Genomic DNA, 21786 nt, shown 5'->3' on the forward strand with positions numbered 1-21786 from the left:
CAGGTGAGCGGAATTCGACGACGAGACCGGCGCGATCACGCGGCTGGCCCGCCGGACAGCATGGCTCGAGGGATCAGGCGTCGGCGCCGGGAGTGAAGTAGCTGTGGACGTCGTAGTAGGTCACCGTTGGAGCATCCGGAAAACCTACCTCGGACGTGATCGGGCCGATCTGTTCCTTGGCGAAGGCGTCGTACAACTCGCGGGACTTCCAGACATCCGTGACGAGCAGTCCGTTCTCTGTAGCGACTGCCCAATGGGATATGGCGCCGGACGGACCGGGGCCTCCAGGGGTCAGGCCCATCTTTTTGACGGTCTCGTCGTACTGCGCCAAGGTGGCGCCGGTGAATTCCATAATGATTGCGACTGCCATGGCCTTCTCCTCACAACAAGCAGACCATCATGGACGGCCCGCGAATGAACCGATATGGCCCGGTCTACGCCCGGCAGGAAGTTTCGTCAACACATCCCGGAGATGCCGGGACAACACAACCAGAGAGCAACGGCACCAGTGTCGCCCCGGAACAGCAGCCCGGTTCGCGCGGGTTGCGTTGGCGCCGAAAGGTGTCTCCGGAACGGTGAACGTTCCTGAGAACAAGACTGGCAGATGCCAGGCCAGTAACGCCGGCGCGCGAGTGTCCGTCGTCGAACGGAGACTCGGTGGAAACAATCGTCTGCATCCAAAAGATCGGCCACTGTAGAGGCAGGTGCCGCCGGCTGCGATCGTCGTATTGGAGCCCAGAGAGTCAAACGTCGCGATCTCAAGGGCCCCGTCGGCCATTTGGGACTGCCCCCGGTCTTGTTGACTCTTTGACCTAGTGAGCGAGTGCTCGTGGAAGGAGGTTGACTATGCCCCGGGGTATCGGGCGGAGTTCCGCAATGTGAGTTGTGGCGCTGGCTGCGGCGGGCTGCGCTGCGCCGTTGGTGGTGCGTGCTCGCTTCGTGGAGGACCGGGCTGTTGGTTTGTCATGCAGGTTGCCGTTCGCTTCTCCATGAGATGTTGGGAAAGGAGTACCCGTCGCCATAATTGTCATCGATTTCAGCATGAGGGCCGCTCCCTGGCGCGGTACTTGTTCGGGGCTGGGTCAGGGGACCAACTCTTCCTATGGGAGTGAAATCGCGCGCAAGACACAACCGCCCCGCACGAACGGCCATATAAGCAGCCTGGTCGGGGGGCGCCGAAAGTGGGCAAAGATAGGGTGTGGACAGTGTCCACACCCTGGGCTTCGGATCGAGTCGTACCGGTGCCGGACTGGGCCGGATTGCGGAGGTTTTCGGGGGAGCGGCGGAAATTCAGGGGCTGGAACCCGGTTCGAGTCCCACCTCGGGCACGTGTTTCCCTGTTCAGGGGCTTGAGGGCCTCTGAGTGTGCACAAACTGTTCACGGATGGGCCCCTTCGGGGGCCTTTTTTGTTGGTGGCCGTTACTGTGGCCGGCGGCTCCTCCCTCTGGGTTCGGGCAGCGGTGGCGCTGCTGACTCGTTCATGGCCCGGGGTGCCACCAACTGCATGACTGGACGCTGGCTGGGGGAGCGGTGCTGCCTTTGCTGGTTTGCACTTCTTGATGTCATGACTGTTCATAGCGACGATGCCAGGTAAGTGCATGACTTGATACGTCTTGTGCAGCAGCACCGGGCTGCCAAAGATGTAACGGTGCAACGCGGGATAGTGAGAGGGACTGGCAGAAGCCTCCTTAGGCTGTCAACGCCGGCACAGGATACGTTCCCTGGCATCCAATAGGCCGTCAGCGGGCTCCCTGTTGCGTTCGGCGGTGGCGGTTCGCGGCGTCGGAAACTGCTACGGCTACGAGGGGAAGAACGGCCCCCATAGCGGCAATGAAGGTTGGAAGGAGAAAGCTCAAATTTGCCAGCACCACCAATGCTCCGATGCCGACGAGATCAGATGGTTGGCGTTGGCCCAGTACCTGTCGAATAAAGAAGCCCCGGCCGGCAAGGAAGAGAGCCGGCCCACCAAAAAGAAGCAGAACAGTGGCCAGATCGGGGCGGGCGGCCGGATCGCTGATCACGAGCTGATCGCCAACCGCCACCAGGATCAGGCCTGCCAGTAACACGACCAAGGTGTTGCCCGCCAAAATGCCGGGCCGGAACTGATCATTGACAGAAGAAAGCTTGTCCAGAATGTCTTGTTCGAGGCCATGGAAGTAGCACCACCAGATCGCGACGCTTCCGGCCAAACTTACGGTCCCGGTCAGAAATATCAAGGGGTCCTCCAGATTGCCTGCAATCGCCAGGCCGGTTGAAAGAATCGTCTCGCCGAGCGCGATCAGGTAGAACAACCCGAACCGCTCAAATATCCTCTCTCCCGGGAGCGGGACCCGGCTTCCTTCGGTTTTCCGGCCGGGCAACCGGTGCGCCAGCATATGGCCGCCCAGATCGATCGCGGCAGCGACACCCCAGAACATCAAACGCGGCCCCGGACCGACAAAGACGCCGGCAATCCAAAACGGCGCGCTCATACACCCCCAGATCAGCGCGCGCACGAAATGGTTGTGGGTGGTCCGGTCAAGTCCGACAGTGAGCATCCACGTACCCCGGCCCAGCTGGACCAGGAGATAGCTCGCAGCAAAGAGCCAGCCGAAGGAGCCAAACGCTGAGCCGATTGAGGCGTTCATGAATAGTGTGACAAGCATGACGATCAGCAGCATCCACTGCACCTCAAGCCGCGAAGTGTCCAGCAATGTTGCAGCCCAAGTCGTGTACACCCACACCTTATAGACCGCAAGAAGAAGAACAAATGTCTCACCGGCCCCCACCCATGACGGATACTCCAGCAGATGATGGGATAGCTGCGATAGCGCGAAAACAAAGACCAGATCGAAGAATAGCTCAAGGCGCGTAACTCGGTCTCCGGAGGTCGCGGAACGCATCAGCGACCTGGCACGGAACATCAGTATCCTCCACTGGGCTAGGAGCGGACGGATGCCCCCTCCTGTTGTCGAAAAGACTGACGACGGTCATCAGAGAAGTCAAGGGGGAACTCGCCGGAGAGGTGGAACGGTGCACCGGCAGGCGGCGTCATGGAACCGGTACACGCCGCCGGGCCTCTTTACAGGTTCAATGGCCCCGGATTCACTTCGGCCTTAACGAGGCGATTCGCCAGCAGCTCGTCCTCGTTGCCGCGGAACGTGCGGTTCACGCGGGCCAGCGTCTGAATCAGTAGCGCCCCTTGAGCGGCGGCTCCAGATACAGGTTATGCAGCCGCGGGGGAGTCGTAGCCGGCCAGCATCATGTCCTTGACAATCACCAGTTCCGGCTCGTCGTCCGCATGCTTGAGCCGCTCCCTGACCGTGGCGTTCGCAGAGTCGCGGCGTACGTGGTCGGAGGAAGCGGTGTGACATGGCCCCCCAGATGGTGGCCGTGGCCCCGATACCGACACTCCCGGTGGAAAAGTCCACCGTGTCAGGATCCATTGACCGGCTGGGGTAACTCTGCAGGCCGCCCTTCTGCCGAAGCGTGCTGAGTTGGCTGCATCCTCAGCGCCCGCGGTGCCCGGGTGCGCCCCGGACTCGGAAGACTTCCCTGAGATCGAGTTCAGAGCATAGGGACGCACAATGACCCCAGGCTCGGTTGACGAGGCTCCTGCACGAAGTGAGCGGTTCGGGATCAAAGAATGCACACTTTGGAGCAATGCCCCCTTCCTTGAACGACCATCAACCGTAGGATTTTTGAAGCGGTTACACGGCTTCCGACCGGGCAACTTCCGGCAGCAGAGTTGGGCCGTTCGTGCCGCGAGGCCCGCACCCCGCGAACCAAAAGACCCTTCCAAGCCGCGCCGCGCAGCTCTGGTCCGGGGATACCTGCGGCGAGAGCCAACTGCATATGAGTGCTACCAGAACAGGAACGACCCATGATTACCGCCACAACCGGGCTTACTTATCACGTCACGGCAGATGAGCCCCAGCTCATCGCCGAACGCCTCGAGGCCGCTGAAAAATTGGCTCAGGAGCGGGCTCTCAGGGAGGGCAATCACGGGATTCTCGTGACGCGGCATGGGCCGACTTCGTTCACAGTAACCCTGAGCGCCGACGTTCCCTACGGGTTCACCCAGGAACGCGATCTCGCCTGAGACCGAACAAGGCCAAGAACGTTGTCCGGCCAGTCCGATCCTGGACATGCCCCGCCACGTTGTCGGCAGGCGGCAGGCGGATGTCCGCCGATGCTGACCCCAGCTGACCAATACCGGAATTGAGCACGGAAGATGAAGACTCTCATGTCACCAGACGCGATACATCAACGCAGTGCCCTCACGACTGATGCAGCGGCATAACCCGTTCTTGGAAACATCACTTCGTCGACGCTCGACGGTGACGTCTCCACCGCCGACTTACCACGGCCAACCTCAGACAACACCGGGCGGTCGACGGTTGCTGGCCGTCTTGTCCCTCCAGTTGGGATCGGCGTTGTCAATACTCCTGCCTCTCCTGTTTGGTCTTGAGCCGTGGGGCGGCCGCGAGGTCCCCGCCAGGGTGTCCACCCTCGCCTCGATCCTGCTCCTTCCGGTTGTTCTTCATGCCGCCTGGCACCTTATTCGGCAACAGCGCCGTGATCGGATCGAGGCGTTCACTACCGCCAGCCTCATGGACACGGTCCTGAGCACGACCGGGGGATGGCTTTGGGCTGTAGGAGCAGACGGTCGGTTCACCTTCTCAAGCCGCGCAAGTCAGGAACTACTAGGCTATGAGCCCTCCGACCTGGTGGGACGCCCCTGCAGTCTCGTCATCGACCTTGCCGACCTCAAGACCGCCCGGAAACCAGATGCAGGCGTGGGCCGGGAAGGGCTTTTGCTGTCCGCCCGCCACCGGGGTGGGCGGCGACTGAGCGTCGAGGTCGTCGGCCGGCGCCGATTCGACAGGGAAGGCCGGGGGGCAGGATTCGAGGGAATCGCACGGCCCCTGGATATCTCCGGGGCAGAGAGCCCGGAGGACCAGGAAATCAGCGCGCGAATTGATCACCTGCTCACCACCCGGACACTGATCGCGGCGTTTCAGCCGATCTGTCATTTGGGAACCGGCGAGATTGTCGGTGCCGAAGCGCTCACTCGGTTCGTAAGCTCTCCCTTCAGGTCTCCGGATCAATGGTTCGACGAGGCAGATTCAATCGGACGTGGCCTCGAACTCGAATTCCTGGCCCTGGAAACGGCGATGCTCGCCGCAGCGGATCTTCCCGCCCATCTCTATATCGCCGTAAATCTCTCCCCATCGGCATGCCTTGACCCGAGGCTAAGTGACATCGTGAGGGATTCCGGTCTGAATCCCGGGCGAATCGTCGTGGAGCTGACGGAGCGCTCGCCCGTTGCTGACTATGCTCGTCTCGCAGCGGCACTGGCCCCGCTTAGAAGCGCTGGCCTGCGCATAGCGGTCGACGACGTCGGCGCCGGGTTCTCGTCCATGCGCCACATCCTGAGGCTCAGCCCAGAACTGATCAAACTTGACCGGACCATCGTTGCGGGAATCGACAACGACCCCAAGCAGAGAGCCCTATGCGCGGCGATGGTCAGCTTCTCATCACAAATCGGGGCAAGCCTGGTCGCCGAGGGAATCGAAACCAATGCAGAACTAATCGCCGTTACCGAAATGGGAGTGAACACCGGGCAGGGCTACCTCTTGGGTCGGCCGTCTGTGCTTCCGTCGGACTGGTCCTATTGGATGCCGTGGAACCGGTCGTCACCGAGTGGGAATGACGATAACTAGGGCCGATCGCTCGGAGTCGGCCAGTCTCCCTAGCAGTGTTCCTGCCGGGCGAGTTGCGGGCTTTGCCCGGCTCGGAGAACCAACGCCACGACTATACGGAAAGTATTCAGATGACATCAGCTCCCGAAACCGTCTTTTGGACGATGCTTACAAGCGCAGACGCCGCCCGGGACCACATCCGCGGTGCTGCGGTTGAATCAGGTTTCAGGGATACGTCCTTCGATGAGGACAGTATCAATATCGAGATACCATTTTCCCTCCGCAAGCGACGCCGAGCCGCGAAGCTTACCGCTACCGTGCGGCCGTCCGCGCGTGGGGCGGACCTAGCCTGGACAGGAGATCCCGGCCCGCTGAACCACGATCATCTGGCCAGTATCGAGGAAAAGCTGCCCGCGGGTGTCATGTATTACCACGGGCTTGAGGACGCCGCGTTGCGGGCAGGTCTCTCCTTGGGAGGACCAACCACGTTACGTGTCATCGTTCGCGCGCTGGCTCGAGACGAAACCGTCCGAGCTATCGGGGTGGGGCACCTGAATGAGACTGCAGGGCACGTCGTCCTCACGACCAGGCGCCTTCTCGTCATCGAAGCGTCCGGCCTCGGCTCGCGAACACTCCTTGATGCCCCGCACGGATCCATCGAAACGCTGTCGCTGGGGAAGAGGATCACCGGAGAGATCCTCCGGGTCGCCCTGTCCGCAGGCCCGATCGTAATTTCACGGCTCGGCCATGGGGAAGGCCACGGCATTGTCAAAAGTTACAGGGAAGAAGGGAAGGAGCGGGCCCGCTTCGTACCCTCCTCCGTGGGGCACAGTGTGGCCCCGGGCCCCCGAAATCCATGACGGCAGAGTCCCGTTCGATTGGACGCTGGCCCGGCGAACTTGCCGCATGTGCCGCGGGGCGGCCCCGTTTTTCCACCCGGGCAGATACGAACGACAGAATGAGAACGACGTAAGTGGCAACTGACTACGACGAAGTACGCTCCGACCTCAAGGAAGCACAGGACAGCTCCCTCGAGGCACTCCAATCCGCAAGCGCCCCGGATGCACTCAGCGTCATCCGTGAACTGGATGACGCTGACACCATGGACGACGCCATCGCCCCTGGGTGGGAATTTGTCGCCGAGGAATTGATCGTAGAGATTGTCCCCCAGGCCGAGGACGAATTCACCTGCTACTCCTGCTTTCTGGTCCGGCACCGTTCCCAAATCTTCCGCGAAACGAGCGGCCACGCTTACTGTTTTGAATGCGAAGGTTAGGCAATATGCCCCCGAGATCCTGTCCAATCTTCACAGCTCGGTCTGTTTCCTAAGTTCGGCGACTTGAATCCGCAGGAGTTCCGGGGTCTCGTGCGCGTCACTAAGCGAGAGGCCCGTAAGTTCCCTGACGGCACGGCGCATGGCTTGCAGGCTCGTGAACCCGCTGGCGGCTGCAATATCCGTCAGGGATCGTTTCCAGGCGGTTTCTTCGGCGAGGAGCTCGAGGGCTTCCATGGTCCGCAGGGCGCGGATGTGTCCGCTGATCTGGAGCCCTTCGCCTTCGAAGAGGGAGTAGAGGGCGCGGCGTGAAAGAAATGAGTACGCCACGACCTCGTCAACAGTGAGGGCAGGGTTTCTGAAGTTCTTGCGCATGAATTTCTTGATCGTTGCGATGCGGGCCAGTCTTAGATCGCCGGGATCGGCCGTGGTTTCGAGCAAGGAGCTGATCAGGGCCGTCATCATCGACCGGACAACGGGTTGGAGACGCTGCATCTCCTGCGCTATGACTGTCCGCTGCCAGCCAGACAAGGCTGGAAGAATCAATCCACGTATAAGGGGGTTATCTCTGATGTCGGCCAACCCCTGCAGCCGTTTCACTGATCTGTCGTCCAAGCCCAGCAGACCCCGATCGAAATGGACCCGCACCGCGCTTAAGCCAGCCGGCGCATAGAAGTTGCCCGGCAAGGAAAGATCAAAGAACCTGACCGTACCGGGAGAGACGGCCTCGGAGCGTCCAGAGAAGCTGAACTTGTCACACGAAGTCCGGAAGTACACGAGCCAGTCGCTCGGCTTTGTATCCCCGGTCCAGTAGCAACTGGCGGGTTCATTCGTGACATCAACAAGGCTGAACCCGGGACCGTCCAGGCTCAGGGCGGTCGGATTGAAACTCGGACGCACTAGCTTTTCGGTTTTTTCCAACCGAACGGGAGCGTCAATGGCGCTGCCGTACCAGCTCCGCCAGTGTTCGAATTTTTCTTCGGGGCTCAACCCGGCCGGAACACTGTAGCGTCTGATCTGGTCCTGCGATGACCCGCCCGGACCGCCGGCACCGACGCTGTCGGGAGAAACATATTCCATGGGTTGGGACCTTCTGGCTAAACCGAGATTCAACATGCCCCGTCGCTCCAAGAGAAAGAGCGACCGTGTTGTACGGGTTGTCGATCGTCATAAGATTCTACCCGCGGGCGATGAGCTGGTGTGCCCGCTGGCGATCGGTAGAATTTCGCGGTGCTGGCCAACAGATCTGTTGTCCGCTGAGGTTAGGTGGAGCCGACAGCAAACGGCCCACTGGTTCCACGGCCAGTCCGGCGTCTATGGCTCGAAGTGCAATCCCGGTCGCGGGAGACCCTGTCCTGAAACTGGCCAACACCAGATTCTCTGGAAGTAGGTGGATGCTCCCTACGAGGGCGTCGCCTAGGTCCCGATCGGCCTGTCGCAGGGCACTGACTGCAGCCGCATCGGTCCGCCGGATAACGTCGCTGATCGCGTCCGGTTCTTCTATAGAGCCCGACGACACCGGCCAACGACCCGCTGTCGAGCTTCAGCGCCGCTGGGCACCGCCGTGAAGGCGACGGTGGGAGAAACGAAACAAGGATAGGCCGGGCCCCTCCGGTAAGGCCGGATCATTCGCCTTCGTCGACCGACTGGCGGCGATGACGTTCCCGTTGGCCGTACGCCGCCCGAAGAATGTCGTCCTTTGACTCGAATCCCGAGCCCAACGCACCACCGATGAGCGCCGCCGATGTGGTCATCCAGGCGACTTCCGCAAAGTCCCAAACAGTCACGGGATGTTGCAGGGTCAGTGCCAATAGGGCGTCGTCGATAGTGAACGCCGCGGCCAGCAGCACGGCCACGAAAAGCAGGACGTAGCTGATCACGACGCCGATGATCAATGACCACACCGTCGAGATGTTGTACAAGGACGCCTTGTATCGTTCGAGGGGATCGTTGCGCCTGGGGCTTTCCCACAGATCGTGCTGGGTGATGATCCAGAACACCATCGAACTGATCGAAAGGATCATCAGCAACGTCAGCCTCGGCGTGCCCAGCAGGTCTGCGAGTTGCCAGATAGTGTTCGTGACGAGCCCAAAGGCGCCCGTGGCGATCGCGGCGGCCATTGCGCTTCTCAATCCGAAGACCAGCCGCCAAGGACGGTTCGCCCGCAGCATGCCCGCCAGCAACCGTCCCCGGCCGAGGCGGGTTGCTGAGACGTAGCGGAACCCAATCGGCCCTTCGACAAGAACAGCGGTCTCAATACGCCTGGATTGGTGCAGCGAGGGCGGGCCGAATTCCACGGCGTCATCCTCGGGATCGAAGTGGCGGTGCATCGCCCAGCCGAGGTCGGCGACGGCGGTGCGGACCCGGCGGTCGATGTTGACGGCGCCAAGCGCGGGCAAGGAAACCAGGGAGACCGGCTCTCCAAGCGCAACTTCCGCGACCACGGTCCGGCCCTCCAAACGAATCGGAAGGTCGGTCAGGCAGACCATGACATCCCATGCGCGGCGGATCCGATGCTTCGCCAAGGAGTCCAGCATCGGCGCCAACCCATTGCCGGCCGTAAAATCCTGGTATTCGATCACCACGGACCAGTCGTGGCGCTCATCGGCAAGGTTGAGCAGATGGCCCACTTCGCGTCCGTTGCGTTCGGCAAACTCGGCGGTGACCTCCGGTTCGGCGAGCACGCCCAGCGTGCGGGCACTGCGGGGCTTCACGTCGCCCGAATGTTCCGGCACGCCCGGCCTCCTATGGTTCAGTGTCTATGACCAGCGAACTGTATGTCACCGTCGCCGTGGACATCGGTTCCCGATGCCCGAATCCGTGGGCCCGGCGCGCTGACCCCGACTATTTGGCCGATTGAGCATTGGCTATGGGACGTGCAAAGGGGCGCCGTGCGGACGAAGGCGCCAAGCGCGTGTTGCGACGTGCAGGTTCAGGCGGGTGTCGGGATCGGCAAGATCGAAGCCGGTGATCTGCCGGATGGACTTCAAGCGGTAACGCAGGGTGCTTCGATGGATCGTCAGGCTTTCGGCCGTACTGTCATAGTTGCCGCCGTGGTCCAGGTACTGCGCCAGGGTTTGCACCAGGTCAGACCCCCGGCTGTCGTCGGTGCGTTGAAGGGTACCGAGCCACTCGTCGACATAGCCGGCCAGATCCGGTCCACCCCCAGCTGTGTCCAAGATGCGGTATATCCCCAGTTGATCAAAGCGGGTGACACCGTAGCGATCGGTTGAACCGGCCCGAATGTGCAGCGCGTGCAGGGCTTCCGAGAAGGAGCGCGGAATTTGGGCAATTTCCAGGCTTGGACCGCCGATGCCCACGGACCCGGTGGCACTTCGCAGGGTTTTGGCGACAACGGAAAAGACCTCGGCACCCAACGGATCTCCACGTACCACGGCAATGGCCATGTCCGAGCGCCGTGAAACGAGCGCGGATGAACGGAGTTCCATGAACGTCCTGCGCAGTGCGACCACGACGGTATCGTCAGTTCTTGGCGGCTGCCACTGCGCCACGATGACGTGCTGCGGACCACTGATGTCATATCCCAATGCCGCGGTACGAACGCCTGCGGTCGCGCCATCCATTCCGGACACGAGTTCGTCCACGAGGTCGCGCCCCAGCCTTAATTCCAACCGGGCAAGGCCGCGGCGGTGGGACAACTCGACTTCCAGGAGCCGCGTTGCGTACTTCAAAGCGAAGACGTTGCCAGCTGTGACCGGCCTGTCGGTTTCCAGCATGCAAATAGCCCCCAACACCTCGCCGTGCGACAGGGCAAGGGCCACGATCCTTCGCGGTTCTCGGACTGGTGAGCCGGACGCAAGCCAGAGCTGTGCAGTCCGCGACCTGGCCGCTGCGCCAAGTCTGGGGTAAGGGCGGTTGGACCCGATTCCAGTCGCCGCTCTAATATTCCCGAATGCATCCTCAATACAGATGGGCCGCCCCGTCAGTCGTGAAAGGACCTCCGCCAGGAGCCCCTCCCTGGAGTCGCTGTCCTCGAGGTCGCGAGTCGCACCCTGATCCAAGGCATCCCGGACCCTGTCGTGTTCTTCAAGCTCCAGGACTCTCACCGAGAGGGACAGGAGACGCTGGTCCATGTTGTCACGGCGGAGCGGCTGACTGATTGCGTCATTCGGGGGTTCCCCGGGCGATCCCCTCGCGTGAGTCTTTGCCGTTGTCCCCGCAACTGTCCGGAGTTGCATCAGCTGCGGGAGATCCGGAGGGTCGGCGGCCGACAGCACCAGGCACCCGTTCAGCTCGCCACCGTCGCTAACGGTGAACAGCGCATATCGCCAGCCCGGCCTGGCGCACGGGAGAACGGAGTCCCTGCCATTGAGGCGCCGGACGTCCTGATCCTGAGGCAAAGCCGCGCGTTCGAGGACGGGGTTCAACTGCCCATTCACCGCGAGGTAACGGTCCTTGACCTCACAGAACGACAGCTCCAACACCGCCTGCGCGGCCGTGTTGAGGATTTCCTCTGCCACACGTCGATCGAACATAGGGATCTTTGCCTCCGTCCACAACCAGGGGGGTCTTACAGGGGATCCACGCCTACGCAGACCAGAGTCCGTTGCCCTCTGTGTTCGAGGGCTGCGGAGATCAAAACTGTGGTGTCGTCGTCGGCAAATGCCGGGCGGCCGGCAACGAGCTGACGGTACATTACTCCGTTTGCTCCGGGCGGTGGCTTCTCAGGACGAAGGTTCCCCTCGATGGTTATCCCTCTGGAAAAGACCTCGGGTCCCACGGTATGCCGTCCTGAACGTGACCTTTTAACGTCGGTTGTCCAACGCCGTATGTGGCCCGGATACCGGTGAGTCGTCTCTTGCGGCGCCCGGCCAACTGTGAGGCCGATGCGGCGAGGCCGGAATCGGCTTTCCAACACCACCAAAACTACGCCCGTATGTCGACGTTGTTAAGCTCTCGTCATATCCCTGAAGATTGCCGTTCAGCGCCTGACGCTCAACGGTATTTCGGGACGCCAGGATGTTTCCGCCGAATAGTCCAGTTCCTCGGCCGCGGCAGGTGCGCATCCTTGGCCGCGGGCCGGATCTGCGTTTCGACCGTCTATCTCGAAGAGACACTCGTTGTGGGCCACGGTGAAGTGATGAAAAATCGCGAAATTGGTACCTTGCCGTCGAACGTCGTAATCAGTTGTGGACCGTGTCCTCCTGGGCTGTCACTGTGGCGCACTTCATCGCCCACCGCCCGGTCCATCCCGGAGGAGGCGCAGGTGCTCGTGGATCATGGCGACGGCTGTCGAGCCTTCACCGGCGGCAGCCGTTACGCGCTTCACCGATCCATGCCGAACATCGCCGGCCGCGAACATCCCGGGAACGCTGGTTTCCAGTGGCAGCCGTCTGCGTCCCAGATGGCTGAACTCCGGGGGAAGGTCTTCGAGATCGGCCCCGGTGAGAACGAAGCCGTGGTCATCCAGGGCGAGCGTACCCTGGAGCCATTCCGTGTGCGGCTTGGCTCCGATGAAAATGAAGAGGTACCGGGAGTCGAAGATGCGCTGTTCGCCGGTGGCCGCCAGATCGACGACGATCCGTTCCAGGGTTCCTGAACCGTCCACGCCGATGATGTTGGCCCTCAGCAGTACGTCGATGCCAGGGTGCGCTTCGATCTGTTCCGCAAGGTACCTCGACATGTCGGCGCGGAGGTCCGCCCCGCGCACCACCAGCCGCACTGGTGCCCCCGTGCCAGCCAGGAAAAGCGCGGCCTGTCCCGCGGAGTTTCCGCCGCCGACGACGGTTACTGGCTGCAATCCGCAGAGCCTGGCTTCATGGACTGTGGCGGCGTGGAAGACACTGATTCCCTCGAATTCCTCCAGCCCGGGGACCGGCAGCCGGCGGTAGCGGACCCCGGTTGCTAGCAGCGCGGCCCGTGAGGAGGCAGGGCCGCTCTCGCTGAACTCGGCGCGGAACTCGCCGGCCCTCAACTCGATGATGCGCGCCTGGCAGGCGACGTTTATCTGGACTCTGAACTTGCGTGCCTGAAGGATCGCTCTTTCAGTGAGTTCGCCGCCGGAGATTCCGGCGGGGAAGCCGAGAAAGTTCTCGATCCGCGGCGACGTGCCGGCCTGCCCACCTAATCCGAAGCCTTCCTTAAGGACGACCGACAACCCGTCTGACGCTGCGTAGACGGCGGCCGCCAGGCCGGCCGGACCGGCCCCGATCACCATGAGATCGTACGTGGCCGAATGCTCTTTCACTGCTCGCAGGCCCATGGCGAGGGCCAGGTCTGCGTTGGATGGGTTTCTGAGGACCTGCGAAGAATTTAGCACCACTGCGGGCAGGTCACTTGCGAGGATCCCGGCCCGGTCCAGGATGGCCTGCGCCTGCTCGTCATCCTCCAGATCAACCAGCCGGTGAGGCAGCCGGTTGGCGGCTGAAAATTCCAGGAGGCGAAGGGTGTCACGGCTGAAGCGGGATCCAACGATGCGGATGCCCGCGCCCGCGCTGATCAGCAGGATTCGGCGCTGAAGATATGCCCGCAGGATGGTCTCGCCCACCGCGGCGTCCGTCAGAACCACACGGCGCAGATCGTCCCCGCTGATCTGGAGCACTTCACACGCTTCGGCGGACACAGTGCTGACAAAGGCCGGTTGCCCCTCGACCAGGCCTAATTCCCCGAGGAACCGTCCCGGACCGTGAACTTCGAGGATCCGCGTGCCGGGTCCCAGCTCAGCAGGCTGTCTGTTACGGGCGTCATGCAGCCCCTCAACGACCAGTACCGTGCCCTGCAGTATGACGAAGAAGTCACTGTCGAAGTTTCCCTCCTGGATGAGGACTTCTCCGGCGGAGGTAGCCCGGCTGGTGCCGGCACGGCCCAACAATTCGATCTGGGCTTGGCCGAGCCGTGGATAGGCGCCGAAGACATCCGGCGTTTCGACCGGCGTCGAGTCTGCGGTAGGTTCCATCAGCTGATTGCGCTCGCCGGCACTAGACGAATGCCTCGTGTGGATAGCACCAGCGCCAGTCCTCACCGGGCTCCAAGGAGCGAACGATTGGATGCAACTCGGTGGCGTGAGCTCGGGCGTGCCGCATGGGTGAGGCATCACAACACCCGACATGGCCGCAGGTGAGACACACACGCAAATGAACCCATGCAGTGCCCAAAATCAGACATTCCTCGCAGCCGTGCGGTGTGCGCACACGAACCGGATGAATCTGCGTGAGATGGGGGTCAGGTAATCGAGGAATCATGTTGGCTCCTATGTCGGTCCGTCCATGGAGCCGGCCCCGCCGTGACAGTCGGCAATAAGGGTTGCGTCGGCACTGACCGGCGGCGTGGGTACGATTCGGCCCGGCGAGCGGGGTGCACCAGATAAAGCACAGTAGTAGACCCGGCTCATTGGCCTGTCAAGTGGTGCATCCGGGAAACCCGCGTCGAGCAGGGAAGTAGACGACGGCGGGACCCTCCCGCCGTCATCGTCGTGCCTTGTCTACTGAATTGCAGCGAGTCCCGTACCCGAGTCAACAAGCAGCCCGCGCCGCGAAAATTCGCGTACTGGCGAGGGTCATTTGTTCCGGCCATCGGGCGCAGCTCGATCATCTGGGACGGACTCGGAGCGGGTGCCGGCATACAGACCAGGCACGCGTTCAGTCCTCTGCTGGCGCCAGTGCAGAAAGAGAATGCACGGCCTTGGCGGGAATCTCCCCGGCCCTTAGCGGATGGAGCATTTGTTGGACCTGCAGGCAATCCGCAGCTGAGGGACTCGATTGTGGGCGAAATGTGTGCGACGGCTGATCCTCAAATTATCTCGGCGTCTTGGAGGATTAGCCTGTGGACCTCGTCCTGAGAGGTCAATTGCTTGGAGCATTTTTGACCCTCGAGGGTCATGCCGTCGCCCCATCCAGGGGGCAGACTAAACCCTATTAGGCCCCATGGCAACGCCCTTGAACCTCATGGCCCAGTGGGACACGGCGTGCGTCATGCGGTGCAACCTCGGGCGGACGTCGCCACAGGACCGGTCGCGCCCACTAGGACCGGAGTGAGTCATGGCCAAAGCAGTAGGAATTGATCTCGGAACAACCAACTCGGTGATCGCCGTCTGGGAAGGCGGGGAGGCCCGCGTCATACCCAACGCGGAAGGGGCCCGGACCACTCCGTCAGTTGTGGCGTACACGGATACCGGGGAACGGCTTGTGGGGCAACTGGCCCGCCGGCAGGCGATTCTCAACCCCAAGGGAACCATCACGTCGGCCAAGCGGTTTATTGGCAGACACTATGACGAGATCACGGATGAGGCCAAGGCCGTGAGTTTCGACGTCGTAGCGGACGACAGCGGCGTGGCGCGTTTTCAAGTTCAGGGCAAGAAGGTCGCACCGGAAGAGGTGAGTGCGCTCGTTCTCCGCAAGCTGGTGGACGACGCCGCCAAGCAGCTGGGCGAAAAGGTGACGGAGGCCGTCATTACGGTTCCCGCGTACTTTAACGATGCACAGCGCACCGCGACCAAGGACGCGGGCAAGATTGCCGGACTGGAAGTCCTGCGCATCATCAACGAACCTACTGCAGCGGCCCTGGCCTACGGCATCGACAAACGTCAGCATGAGACGGTGTTGGTTTTTGACCTTGGCGGCGGAACATTTGATGTGAGTCTGCTGGACGTGGGGGACGGGGTTGTGGAGGTCCGCTCGACGGCGGGTGACACGCACCTTGGCGGCGACGATTTTGACCGCCGACTTGTCGATTACTTGGCCGACGACTTCCAGAAGGAGGCGGGCATCGACCTCCGGTCGGACGCCCAGGCGTTGCAACGCCTTTTCGAGGCGGCCGAGAAAGCGAAGGTCGAGCTGAGTTCTGTGACCCAGACCCAGGTCAACCTTCCCTTTATCACCGCCGACGCCACGGGACCCAAGCATCTGACGACCACCGTTCGGCGTTCGGTTTTTGAAGACATCACCCATGACCTGGTGGAACGCACCATGGATCCGGTCAAGCAGGCGATGACGGACGCCAAGGTTACCGCCAACGACATCGATGAAGTGATTTTGGTCGGCGGCTCCACGCGCATTCCCGCGGTACAGAACGTCGTTCGGCGTCTGACGGGCGGCAAAGATCCCAACATGAGCGTCAATCCAGACGAAGTCGTGGCTATCGGTGCGGCGATCCAGGCCGGGGTGCTCAAGGGAGAGGTCTCGGACGTACTGCTACTAGACGTTGTGCCGCTTTCCCTGGGTGTCGAGACCCGCGGCGGTGTGATGACAAAGATTATCGAGCGCAATACGACCATCCCCGCAAGGCGCAGCGAAGTGTTCTCCACCGCGGACGACAACCAGCCCGCCGTGGACGTGGTGGTCTTGCAGGGGGAGCGGGAACTGGCGGCGGATAATCGGGTGCTGGGCCGGTTCCAGCTGACCGACATCCGGCCAGCGCCCCGCGGAGAACCGCAGGTCGAGGTCACGTTCGACGTGGACGCAAACGGCATTCTGAACGTCACCGCCCGCGACAAGGACACGGGCAAGGAACAGGGCATCACCATCAGCGAAGGCTCCAACCTCGACGCCAAGGAAGTCGAGCGCATGATCGCCGAGGCCGAGTCCCACAGAAGCGAGGACCTGCAGAACCGGGAGCGGATCGACGCCCTGAACGAACTCGATGCGGTTGCCTACCGTGTTGAGCGGGCCGTCAATGAGCTTGGTGGCGCAGTCCCGGTACATGATAAGGCCCGAGCGGAACTGCTGGTTGGCCAGGCGCGCGACGCCGTCAGCAACCAGGCGGACGTTGGCACCGCGAGGGATCTAATTTCCGAGCTTCAGCAACTGCAGTCGGCGCTGAGTGCCTCCGCTGCCTCCGCGGCCACTGCAGGGGCCAGCCAGGGATCCGCATCACAGCCCGGAGCGACCAACGATGTAGATGACGATGACATCGTCGATGCAGAATTCGACCGTGGCTAGGAACGGCCATGAGCGACCAGGCAGGGCCGGCCGGCCAAGCCAATTCAAGAAGTGACGAGGCAGAGGCCACCGCACCCAAGGAAAAGGAAACCGAAGCGGCTGCACAGGCGGAAGCGCTGGCCAAAATGGAGGACCAGTGGCGCCGTGCGCTAGCCGACGCAGATAACGTTCGGAAGCGCGCCGCCCGGGACGGCGCACAGCTGAGGGCACAGGAGCGCGCAGCGGTCTCTTTGGCGTGGCTGCCCGTCCTGGACAACCTGGAACTGGCCTTGACCCACGCCCCGTCTGCCGGGGACCCGCTCGTCGATGGCATTGCCGCTATACGATCCCAGGCCATCGATACTCTGACCCGCCTGGGCTATCCGCGGATCGACGCCGACAACGTCCCCTTCGACCCACGGATTCACGAGGTGGTCAGTGTGTCGGAAACGGACGAGGCTCCCCCCGGGACTGTGCTGACCGTACTGCGCCCGGGCTACGGCGGCACGGACACCATCCTCAGGCCAGCCGCCGTCGTCGTGAGCCGGGCGGTGACCCCGGATCGTGGCTAAGGATCACTACTCAGTTCTGGGCGTACCGCGCACGGCGAAGCCTGACGAAATCCAGCGCGCCTACCGCAAACTGGCAAGAAAATACCATCCGGACGTCAACCGGGAGCCGGATGCCGCCGACAAGTTCAAGGAGATCGGCGAGGCATACGATACGTTGTCGGATCCCGAAAACAGGGCGCGCTATGACCGGTTCGGCGCCGATTACCGGCAGTACGCCGGCAGCGGGGCTGGCCCGGGGGGCGGCGGCACGCGGTGGGGTTCCGGCGTCCCGCGCCCCGGCCCCCGGCCGGGCCAGCGCCCGGGACGCGGCGCGTACGGCAACGCCAATGTCGACATGGGAGGCGACGTCGATTGGGAGGATCTGCTCGGTGGCTGGTTCCGGCAACAGGCAGGGGGCCCGGCCCAGGGAGCGGACCACGAAGCCGAGCTTTGGCTGACCCTCGAGGAAGCTGTCCGTGGCGGAAGGCGCACCGTCAGGCTGGCTCCGCCGGACGGGGAGACCCGCAACTATGACGTCGACGTGCCCCCGGGTGTGCTGGAGGGGCAGCGTATCCGTCTGGCCGGGGAGGGCGCTACAGGCCGCAACGGTGCTCCGCCGGGGGATCTTTTCCTGACCGTACGCATCCAGCCCGACGCCAGATACCGGCTCGCGGGCCGGGACATTCACGTCGAGCTTTCCGTCACGCCGTCGGAGGCGGCACTCGGGGCCAAGATCAAGACCCAGGCGCCAACCGGGACAGTCACGATCACCGTGCCCGAGGGCTCCTCCAGCGGCCGCAGGCTGCGGCTGCGAGGACAGGGCATGCCCAACCCGCGGGGCTTACCGGGGCACCTGTATGCGGAGATCAAGATCATGGTCCCCCCGAGCCTCGGCAAGGAGGAGCGCAAGCTGTACGAGAAACTCGCCAGCATCTCCGACTTTAATCCGAGGGAGGAGCGATGAGCGAAGTGTATGCGCTCGCCTACCCGTGGCGCCTGAATCTCGAGGCGGTGGCGCGCAGCAGCGGTGTCCACCCCGACGTCGTCAGGCGGTTCGTAGAGCTGGATCTGATTCGGCCGCTAGGAGGCGATGCTCCGGGCGGCCCCTGGTTCAGTCCGCGGGCCCCGGAACTGATCGCGCGCGTCCTGCGGCTGCATTCGGAGCTGGCGCTGAACTATGCGGCAATCCCGCTGGTACTGGACTTGCTGGCGCGGGTGGACACGCTGGAACGACGTTTGGTTGAAATCACGCAAGTGGAAAGGACTACTTCGCGATGAATATGGAGAGTTTGACCCAGAAGTCGCAGGAGGCCTTGGCAGGGGCCCAGCGGATCGCCCAGCAACACGGCCATACCGAGACCGACGGTGAGCATCTGCTGGCGGCCCTGCTGGAGCAGGAGGAGGGCCTCGTCCCGCGGCTACTCGTGGGCATGCAGGTTGACGTGGACGAGCTGAAAAGCGCGGTCGAGACCGAGCTGCGGCGCAAGCCGAAGGTCACCGGCCCGGGGGCAGCGCCAGGGCAGGTGTACGTGAGCCGCAGGCTCGGCACACTCCTCGATGCCGCGGAACGTGAAGCCAAACGGCTCAAGGACGAGTACGTCTCGGTGGAACACCTGCTGGTCGCGCTGGCGGAGGAAGGCCGGTCCACGGCGGCCGGCAGGGTGCTGGCCGAGCACGGCATCACCCGCGAGGCATTCCTCTCGGTCCTGGCCCAGGTCAGGGGAAACCAGCGCGTCACGTCGGCAACACCGGAGCAGACCTACGAGGCGCTGGAGAAGTACGGCCGCGATCTGGTGGCGGACGCCCGCACCGGAAAGCTGGACCCGGTCATCGGCCGCGACGCGGAAATCCGGCGGGTCGTCCAGATACTTTCACGCAAGACCAAAAACAATCCGGTACTGATCGGCGAGCCTGGAGTCGGCAAGACCGCCATTGTGGAGGGACTGGCCCAGCGGATCGTCCGGCAGGATGTGCCGGAAGGCCTGAAGAACAAGACCATCTTCTCCCTCGACCTGAGCGCCCTCGTGGCCGGTGCCAAGTACCGCGGCGAATTCGAGGAGCGGCTGAAGGCGGTGCTGGCCGAGGTGCTGGCGGCAGAAGGCCGGATCCTGCTCTTCGTGGACGAGCTGCACACCGTCGTCGGGGCGGGCGCGTCCGAGGGGTCCATGGACGCCGGGAACATGCTGAAGCCAATGCTGGCCCGCGGGGAGCTGCACATGATCGGGGCCACCACCCTCGACGAATACCGTAAACACATCGAGTCGGACGCGGCCCTGGAACGCCGCTTCCAGCCGGTCCTTGTTGAGGAACCCGACGTCGAGGATGCCATATCCATCCTCCGCGGGCTGCGGGAACGGCTGGAGGTGTTCCACGGTGTGCGGATTCAGGATAGCGCCCTGGTAGCCGCGGCCACCCTTTCCCACAGGTACATCACTGACCGGTTTCTTCCGGACAAGGCCATTGACCTCGTGGATGAAGCGTGCGCCCGGTTGCGGACGGAAATTGATTCGATGCCGGCGGAACTGGATGAACTCACCCGAAAGGTCACGCGGCTCGAAATCGAAGAGGCGGCACTCTCCAAGGAGACCGATCCGGCCAGCAAGACCCGGCTCGAGGAGCTGAGGCGTGAATTGGCGGACCTGCGCGCCGAGGCCGACGCGAAGAGGGCCCAATGGGAAGCCGAGCGCCAGGCGATCCACAAGCTGCAGGAAATCCGCAGTGAACTGGAGCGGGTGCGGCTGGAGGCTGAGGAAGCCGAGCGGAACTACGACCTCAACCGGGCAGCGGAGCTACGCTACGGCCGACTTGCCGACCTCGAACGGCGGCTGGACGCCGAGGAGGAACGGCTAACCGCGAAACAGGGTGAAAAACGCCTGCTCCGCGAGGTGGTGACAGAAGACGAGATCGCCGACATTGTCGCGGCCTGGACAGGCATACCGGTCGCACGGCTGCAGCAGGGCGAACGTGAAAAAGTCCTGCACCTGGATGAAATCCTGCGCACCCGCGTCGTGGGGCAGGAAGAAGCGATTAGCGCGGTGACGGACGCCATCATCCGCGCCCGCTCCGGTATCCGGGATCCCCGCCGCCCCATCGGCTCCTTCATCTTCCTCGGCCCGACCGGCGTCGGGAAGACCGAGCTTGCCAAGGCTCTGGCTGCGGCGCTCTTCGACAGCGAGAACGCAATGATCCGGCTGGACATGAGTGAGTACCAGGAGCGCCACACCGTGAGCCGCCTGCTGGGGGCACCTCCTGGCTACATCGGTTACGACGAAGGAGGACAGCTCACGGAGGCAGTACGCCGGAAGCCGTACTCGGTGGTGCTGTTCGACGAGGTGGAAAAGGCCCATCCAGACATTTTCAACACCTTGCTGCAGGTGCTCGACGACGGACGGATTACGGACTCGCAGGGCCGGACCGTCGATTTCCGCAACACCGTCATCATCATGACCTCCAATATCGGCTCCCAGTATCTCCTGGAGGGTTCGGCCGAGGGCGGGGCGGTCACTGAGGAAGCGCGCGGCATGGTGATGGGTGAGCTCCGAGCGCATTTCCGCCCCGAGTTCCTCAACCGCGTGGACGATACGGTCCTGTTCGCACCCCTGGGACTGCCGCAAATCGAACGCATCGTTGATCTGCAGTTCCAACAGCTGCGGCAGCGGCTGGCCGAGCAGCAAATAGAGCTGCAACTAACCGAGGAGGCGCGCCTTCTGATAGCCGAACGGGGCTTCGATCCGGTATACGGAGCCCGGCCTCTGCGCCGCTATATTTCCCATGTGGTGGAAACGCAGGTGGGCCGGGCCCTGCTGCGGGGCAGCATCGCCGAGGGCGGAGTGGTCACGGTGACCGCATCCGGAGGGGAACTGGTGGTTGACTACACCACAATGGAGCTGGAAGGGGCCGGAACCGCATGAACAAGGCCATTATCAAATGTCCGCACTGCGCCAAATCCAACCGCGTTCCGGCAGCCGCCGACGGCCGGCCGCGTTGCGGGAATTGCCACCGGGAGCTTCCCTGGGTGGTTGAAGCGGGCGACGACGACTTCAGCGAGATCGCCGAACGGTCCGGCGTTCCAGCACTGGTCGACTTTTGGGCGGTGTGGTGCGGACCCTGCCGGATGGTGAGCCCCGTGCTGGACCAGTTGGCACACGAACGCCCGGGGCAGATCAAACTAGTGAAAGTCGATGTGGACCACTCGCCGCAGCTCTCCGCCAGATTCGCCATTCAGGCAGTTCCAACGTTGATGGTCATCGTCGACGGCAAGATCGTCGCGAGGCAGGCCGGCGCAGCTCCCGCCCCGGTGCTGAGGTCTTGGTTGGAGGGGGCCCTCACGAAGTAGCTAAAGAACAGCGGACGACGCCGAGCGGTTTCCCGCCCGGCGTTGGCAAAATCGGCGGCATTTCTT

The 21786-nt window shown here is 62.9% G+C and carries 17 protein-coding genes and 1 pseudogene; 10 read left to right on the plus strand and 8 right to left on the minus strand.

Features of this window, described 5'->3' with window-relative positions:
- Nucleotides 1-73: 73 nt before the first annotated feature.
- The 3 genes and pseudogenes from AC1DF4_RS16330 to AC1DF4_RS16340 all read right to left on the minus strand — a co-directional run.
- The gene (locus AC1DF4_RS16330) at nucleotides 74-370 is read right to left on the minus strand and encodes a hypothetical protein (protein WP_476913857.1); all 297 of its coding nucleotides are present in this window, start codon (nucleotides 368-370) and stop codon (nucleotides 74-76) included.
- Nucleotides 371-1740: 1370 nt separating this feature from the next.
- The gene (locus AC1DF4_RS16335) at nucleotides 1741-2904 is read right to left on the minus strand and encodes a low temperature requirement protein A (RefSeq protein WP_476913858.1); all 1164 of its coding nucleotides are present in this window, start codon (nucleotides 2902-2904) and stop codon (nucleotides 1741-1743) included.
- A 209-nt stretch (nucleotides 2905-3113) separates the two neighbouring features.
- Nucleotides 3114-3338, minus strand: a pseudogene (locus AC1DF4_RS16340) (type I restriction enzyme subunit R domain-containing protein); the annotation flags it as partial.
- Between the two features lie 525 nt (nucleotides 3339-3863).
- Between AC1DF4_RS16340 and AC1DF4_RS16345 the strand changes: the two are divergent.
- The 4 genes from AC1DF4_RS16345 (at nucleotide 3864) to AC1DF4_RS16360 (ending at nucleotide 6961) form a co-directional block, all read left to right on the plus strand.
- Nucleotides 3864-4082: a hypothetical protein gene (locus tag AC1DF4_RS16345; protein WP_476913859.1), complete on the plus strand. Its 219-nt coding sequence runs from the start codon at nucleotides 3864-3866 to the stop codon at nucleotides 4080-4082.
- A gap of 400 nt (nucleotides 4083-4482) precedes the next feature.
- Nucleotides 4483-5706, plus strand: coding sequence for a sensor domain-containing phosphodiesterase (locus AC1DF4_RS16350; protein ID WP_476913860.1), 1224 nt, complete (start codon nucleotides 4483-4485; stop codon nucleotides 5704-5706).
- Between the two features lie 110 nt (nucleotides 5707-5816).
- Complete coding sequence (locus AC1DF4_RS16355) at nucleotides 5817-6545, plus strand: hypothetical protein (protein WP_476913861.1); 729 nt, start codon at nucleotides 5817-5819, stop codon at nucleotides 6543-6545.
- A 113-nt stretch (nucleotides 6546-6658) separates the two neighbouring features.
- Nucleotides 6659-6961, plus strand: a complete 303-nt coding sequence (locus tag AC1DF4_RS16360) for a DUF4193 domain-containing protein (RefSeq protein WP_476913862.1) — start codon at nucleotides 6659-6661, stop codon at nucleotides 6959-6961.
- A 30-nt stretch (nucleotides 6962-6991) separates the two neighbouring features.
- Here the strand turns inward: AC1DF4_RS16360 and AC1DF4_RS16365 are convergent, their stop codons facing one another.
- From AC1DF4_RS16365 to AC1DF4_RS16385, 5 genes are all read right to left on the minus strand, one after another.
- Nucleotides 6992-8038 (minus strand): helix-turn-helix transcriptional regulator, encoded by a 1047-nt coding sequence (locus AC1DF4_RS16365; RefSeq protein ID WP_476913863.1) that lies wholly within the window; start codon nucleotides 8036-8038, stop codon nucleotides 6992-6994.
- Nucleotides 8039-8583: 545 nt separating this feature from the next.
- A complete protein-coding gene (locus tag AC1DF4_RS16370; RefSeq protein WP_476913864.1) occupies nucleotides 8584-9693 on the minus strand; it encodes a hypothetical protein in 1110 nt (369 codons plus the stop codon).
- A gap of 132 nt (nucleotides 9694-9825) precedes the next feature.
- Nucleotides 9826-10740, minus strand: coding sequence for a PucR family transcriptional regulator (locus tag AC1DF4_RS16375; RefSeq protein WP_476913865.1), 915 nt, complete (start codon nucleotides 10738-10740; stop codon nucleotides 9826-9828).
- Between the two features lie 1406 nt (nucleotides 10741-12146).
- The gene (locus tag AC1DF4_RS16380) at nucleotides 12147-13874 is read right to left on the minus strand and encodes an FAD-dependent oxidoreductase (RefSeq protein WP_476913866.1); all 1728 of its coding nucleotides are present in this window, start codon (nucleotides 13872-13874) and stop codon (nucleotides 12147-12149) included.
- A 22-nt stretch (nucleotides 13875-13896) separates the two neighbouring features.
- Entirely contained in the window at nucleotides 13897-14160 is a 264-nt protein-coding gene (locus AC1DF4_RS16385) for a UBP-type zinc finger domain-containing protein (protein WP_476913867.1), read from the minus strand.
- 795 nt (nucleotides 14161-14955) lie between these two features.
- On the opposite strand from AC1DF4_RS16385, the gene dnaK reads away from it, so the two are divergent.
- The 6 genes from dnaK to trxA are packed head-to-tail and all read left to right on the plus strand — an operon-like array spanning nucleotide 14956 to nucleotide 21720.
- Entirely contained in the window at nucleotides 14956-16854 is a 1899-nt protein-coding gene (gene dnaK / locus AC1DF4_RS16390; protein ID WP_476913868.1) for a molecular chaperone DnaK, read from the plus strand.
- Between the two features lie 8 nt (nucleotides 16855-16862).
- Nucleotides 16863-17405, plus strand: a complete 543-nt coding sequence (locus AC1DF4_RS16395; RefSeq protein WP_476913869.1) for a nucleotide exchange factor GrpE — start codon at nucleotides 16863-16865, stop codon at nucleotides 17403-17405.
- Nucleotides 17398-18348, plus strand: a complete 951-nt coding sequence (locus AC1DF4_RS16400) for a DnaJ C-terminal domain-containing protein (protein ID WP_476913870.1) — start codon at nucleotides 17398-17400, stop codon at nucleotides 18346-18348. Before AC1DF4_RS16395 ends, AC1DF4_RS16400 begins: the two co-directional genes overlap by 8 nt.
- The gene (locus AC1DF4_RS16405) at nucleotides 18345-18662 is read left to right on the plus strand and encodes a chaperone modulator CbpM (RefSeq protein WP_476913871.1); all 318 of its coding nucleotides are present in this window, start codon (nucleotides 18345-18347) and stop codon (nucleotides 18660-18662) included. Before AC1DF4_RS16400 ends, AC1DF4_RS16405 begins: the two co-directional genes overlap by 4 nt.
- Entirely contained in the window at nucleotides 18659-21295 is a 2637-nt protein-coding gene (gene clpB, locus AC1DF4_RS16410; RefSeq protein ID WP_476913872.1) for an ATP-dependent chaperone ClpB, read from the plus strand. Before AC1DF4_RS16405 ends, clpB begins: the two co-directional genes overlap by 4 nt.
- The gene (gene trxA / locus AC1DF4_RS16415; protein WP_476913873.1) at nucleotides 21292-21720 is read left to right on the plus strand and encodes a thioredoxin; all 429 of its coding nucleotides are present in this window, start codon (nucleotides 21292-21294) and stop codon (nucleotides 21718-21720) included. Before clpB ends, trxA begins: the two co-directional genes overlap by 4 nt.
- The last annotated feature ends 66 nt before the right edge of the window (nucleotides 21721-21786 follow it).

The organism is Arthrobacter sp. 05N429, from assembly GCF_056397045.1.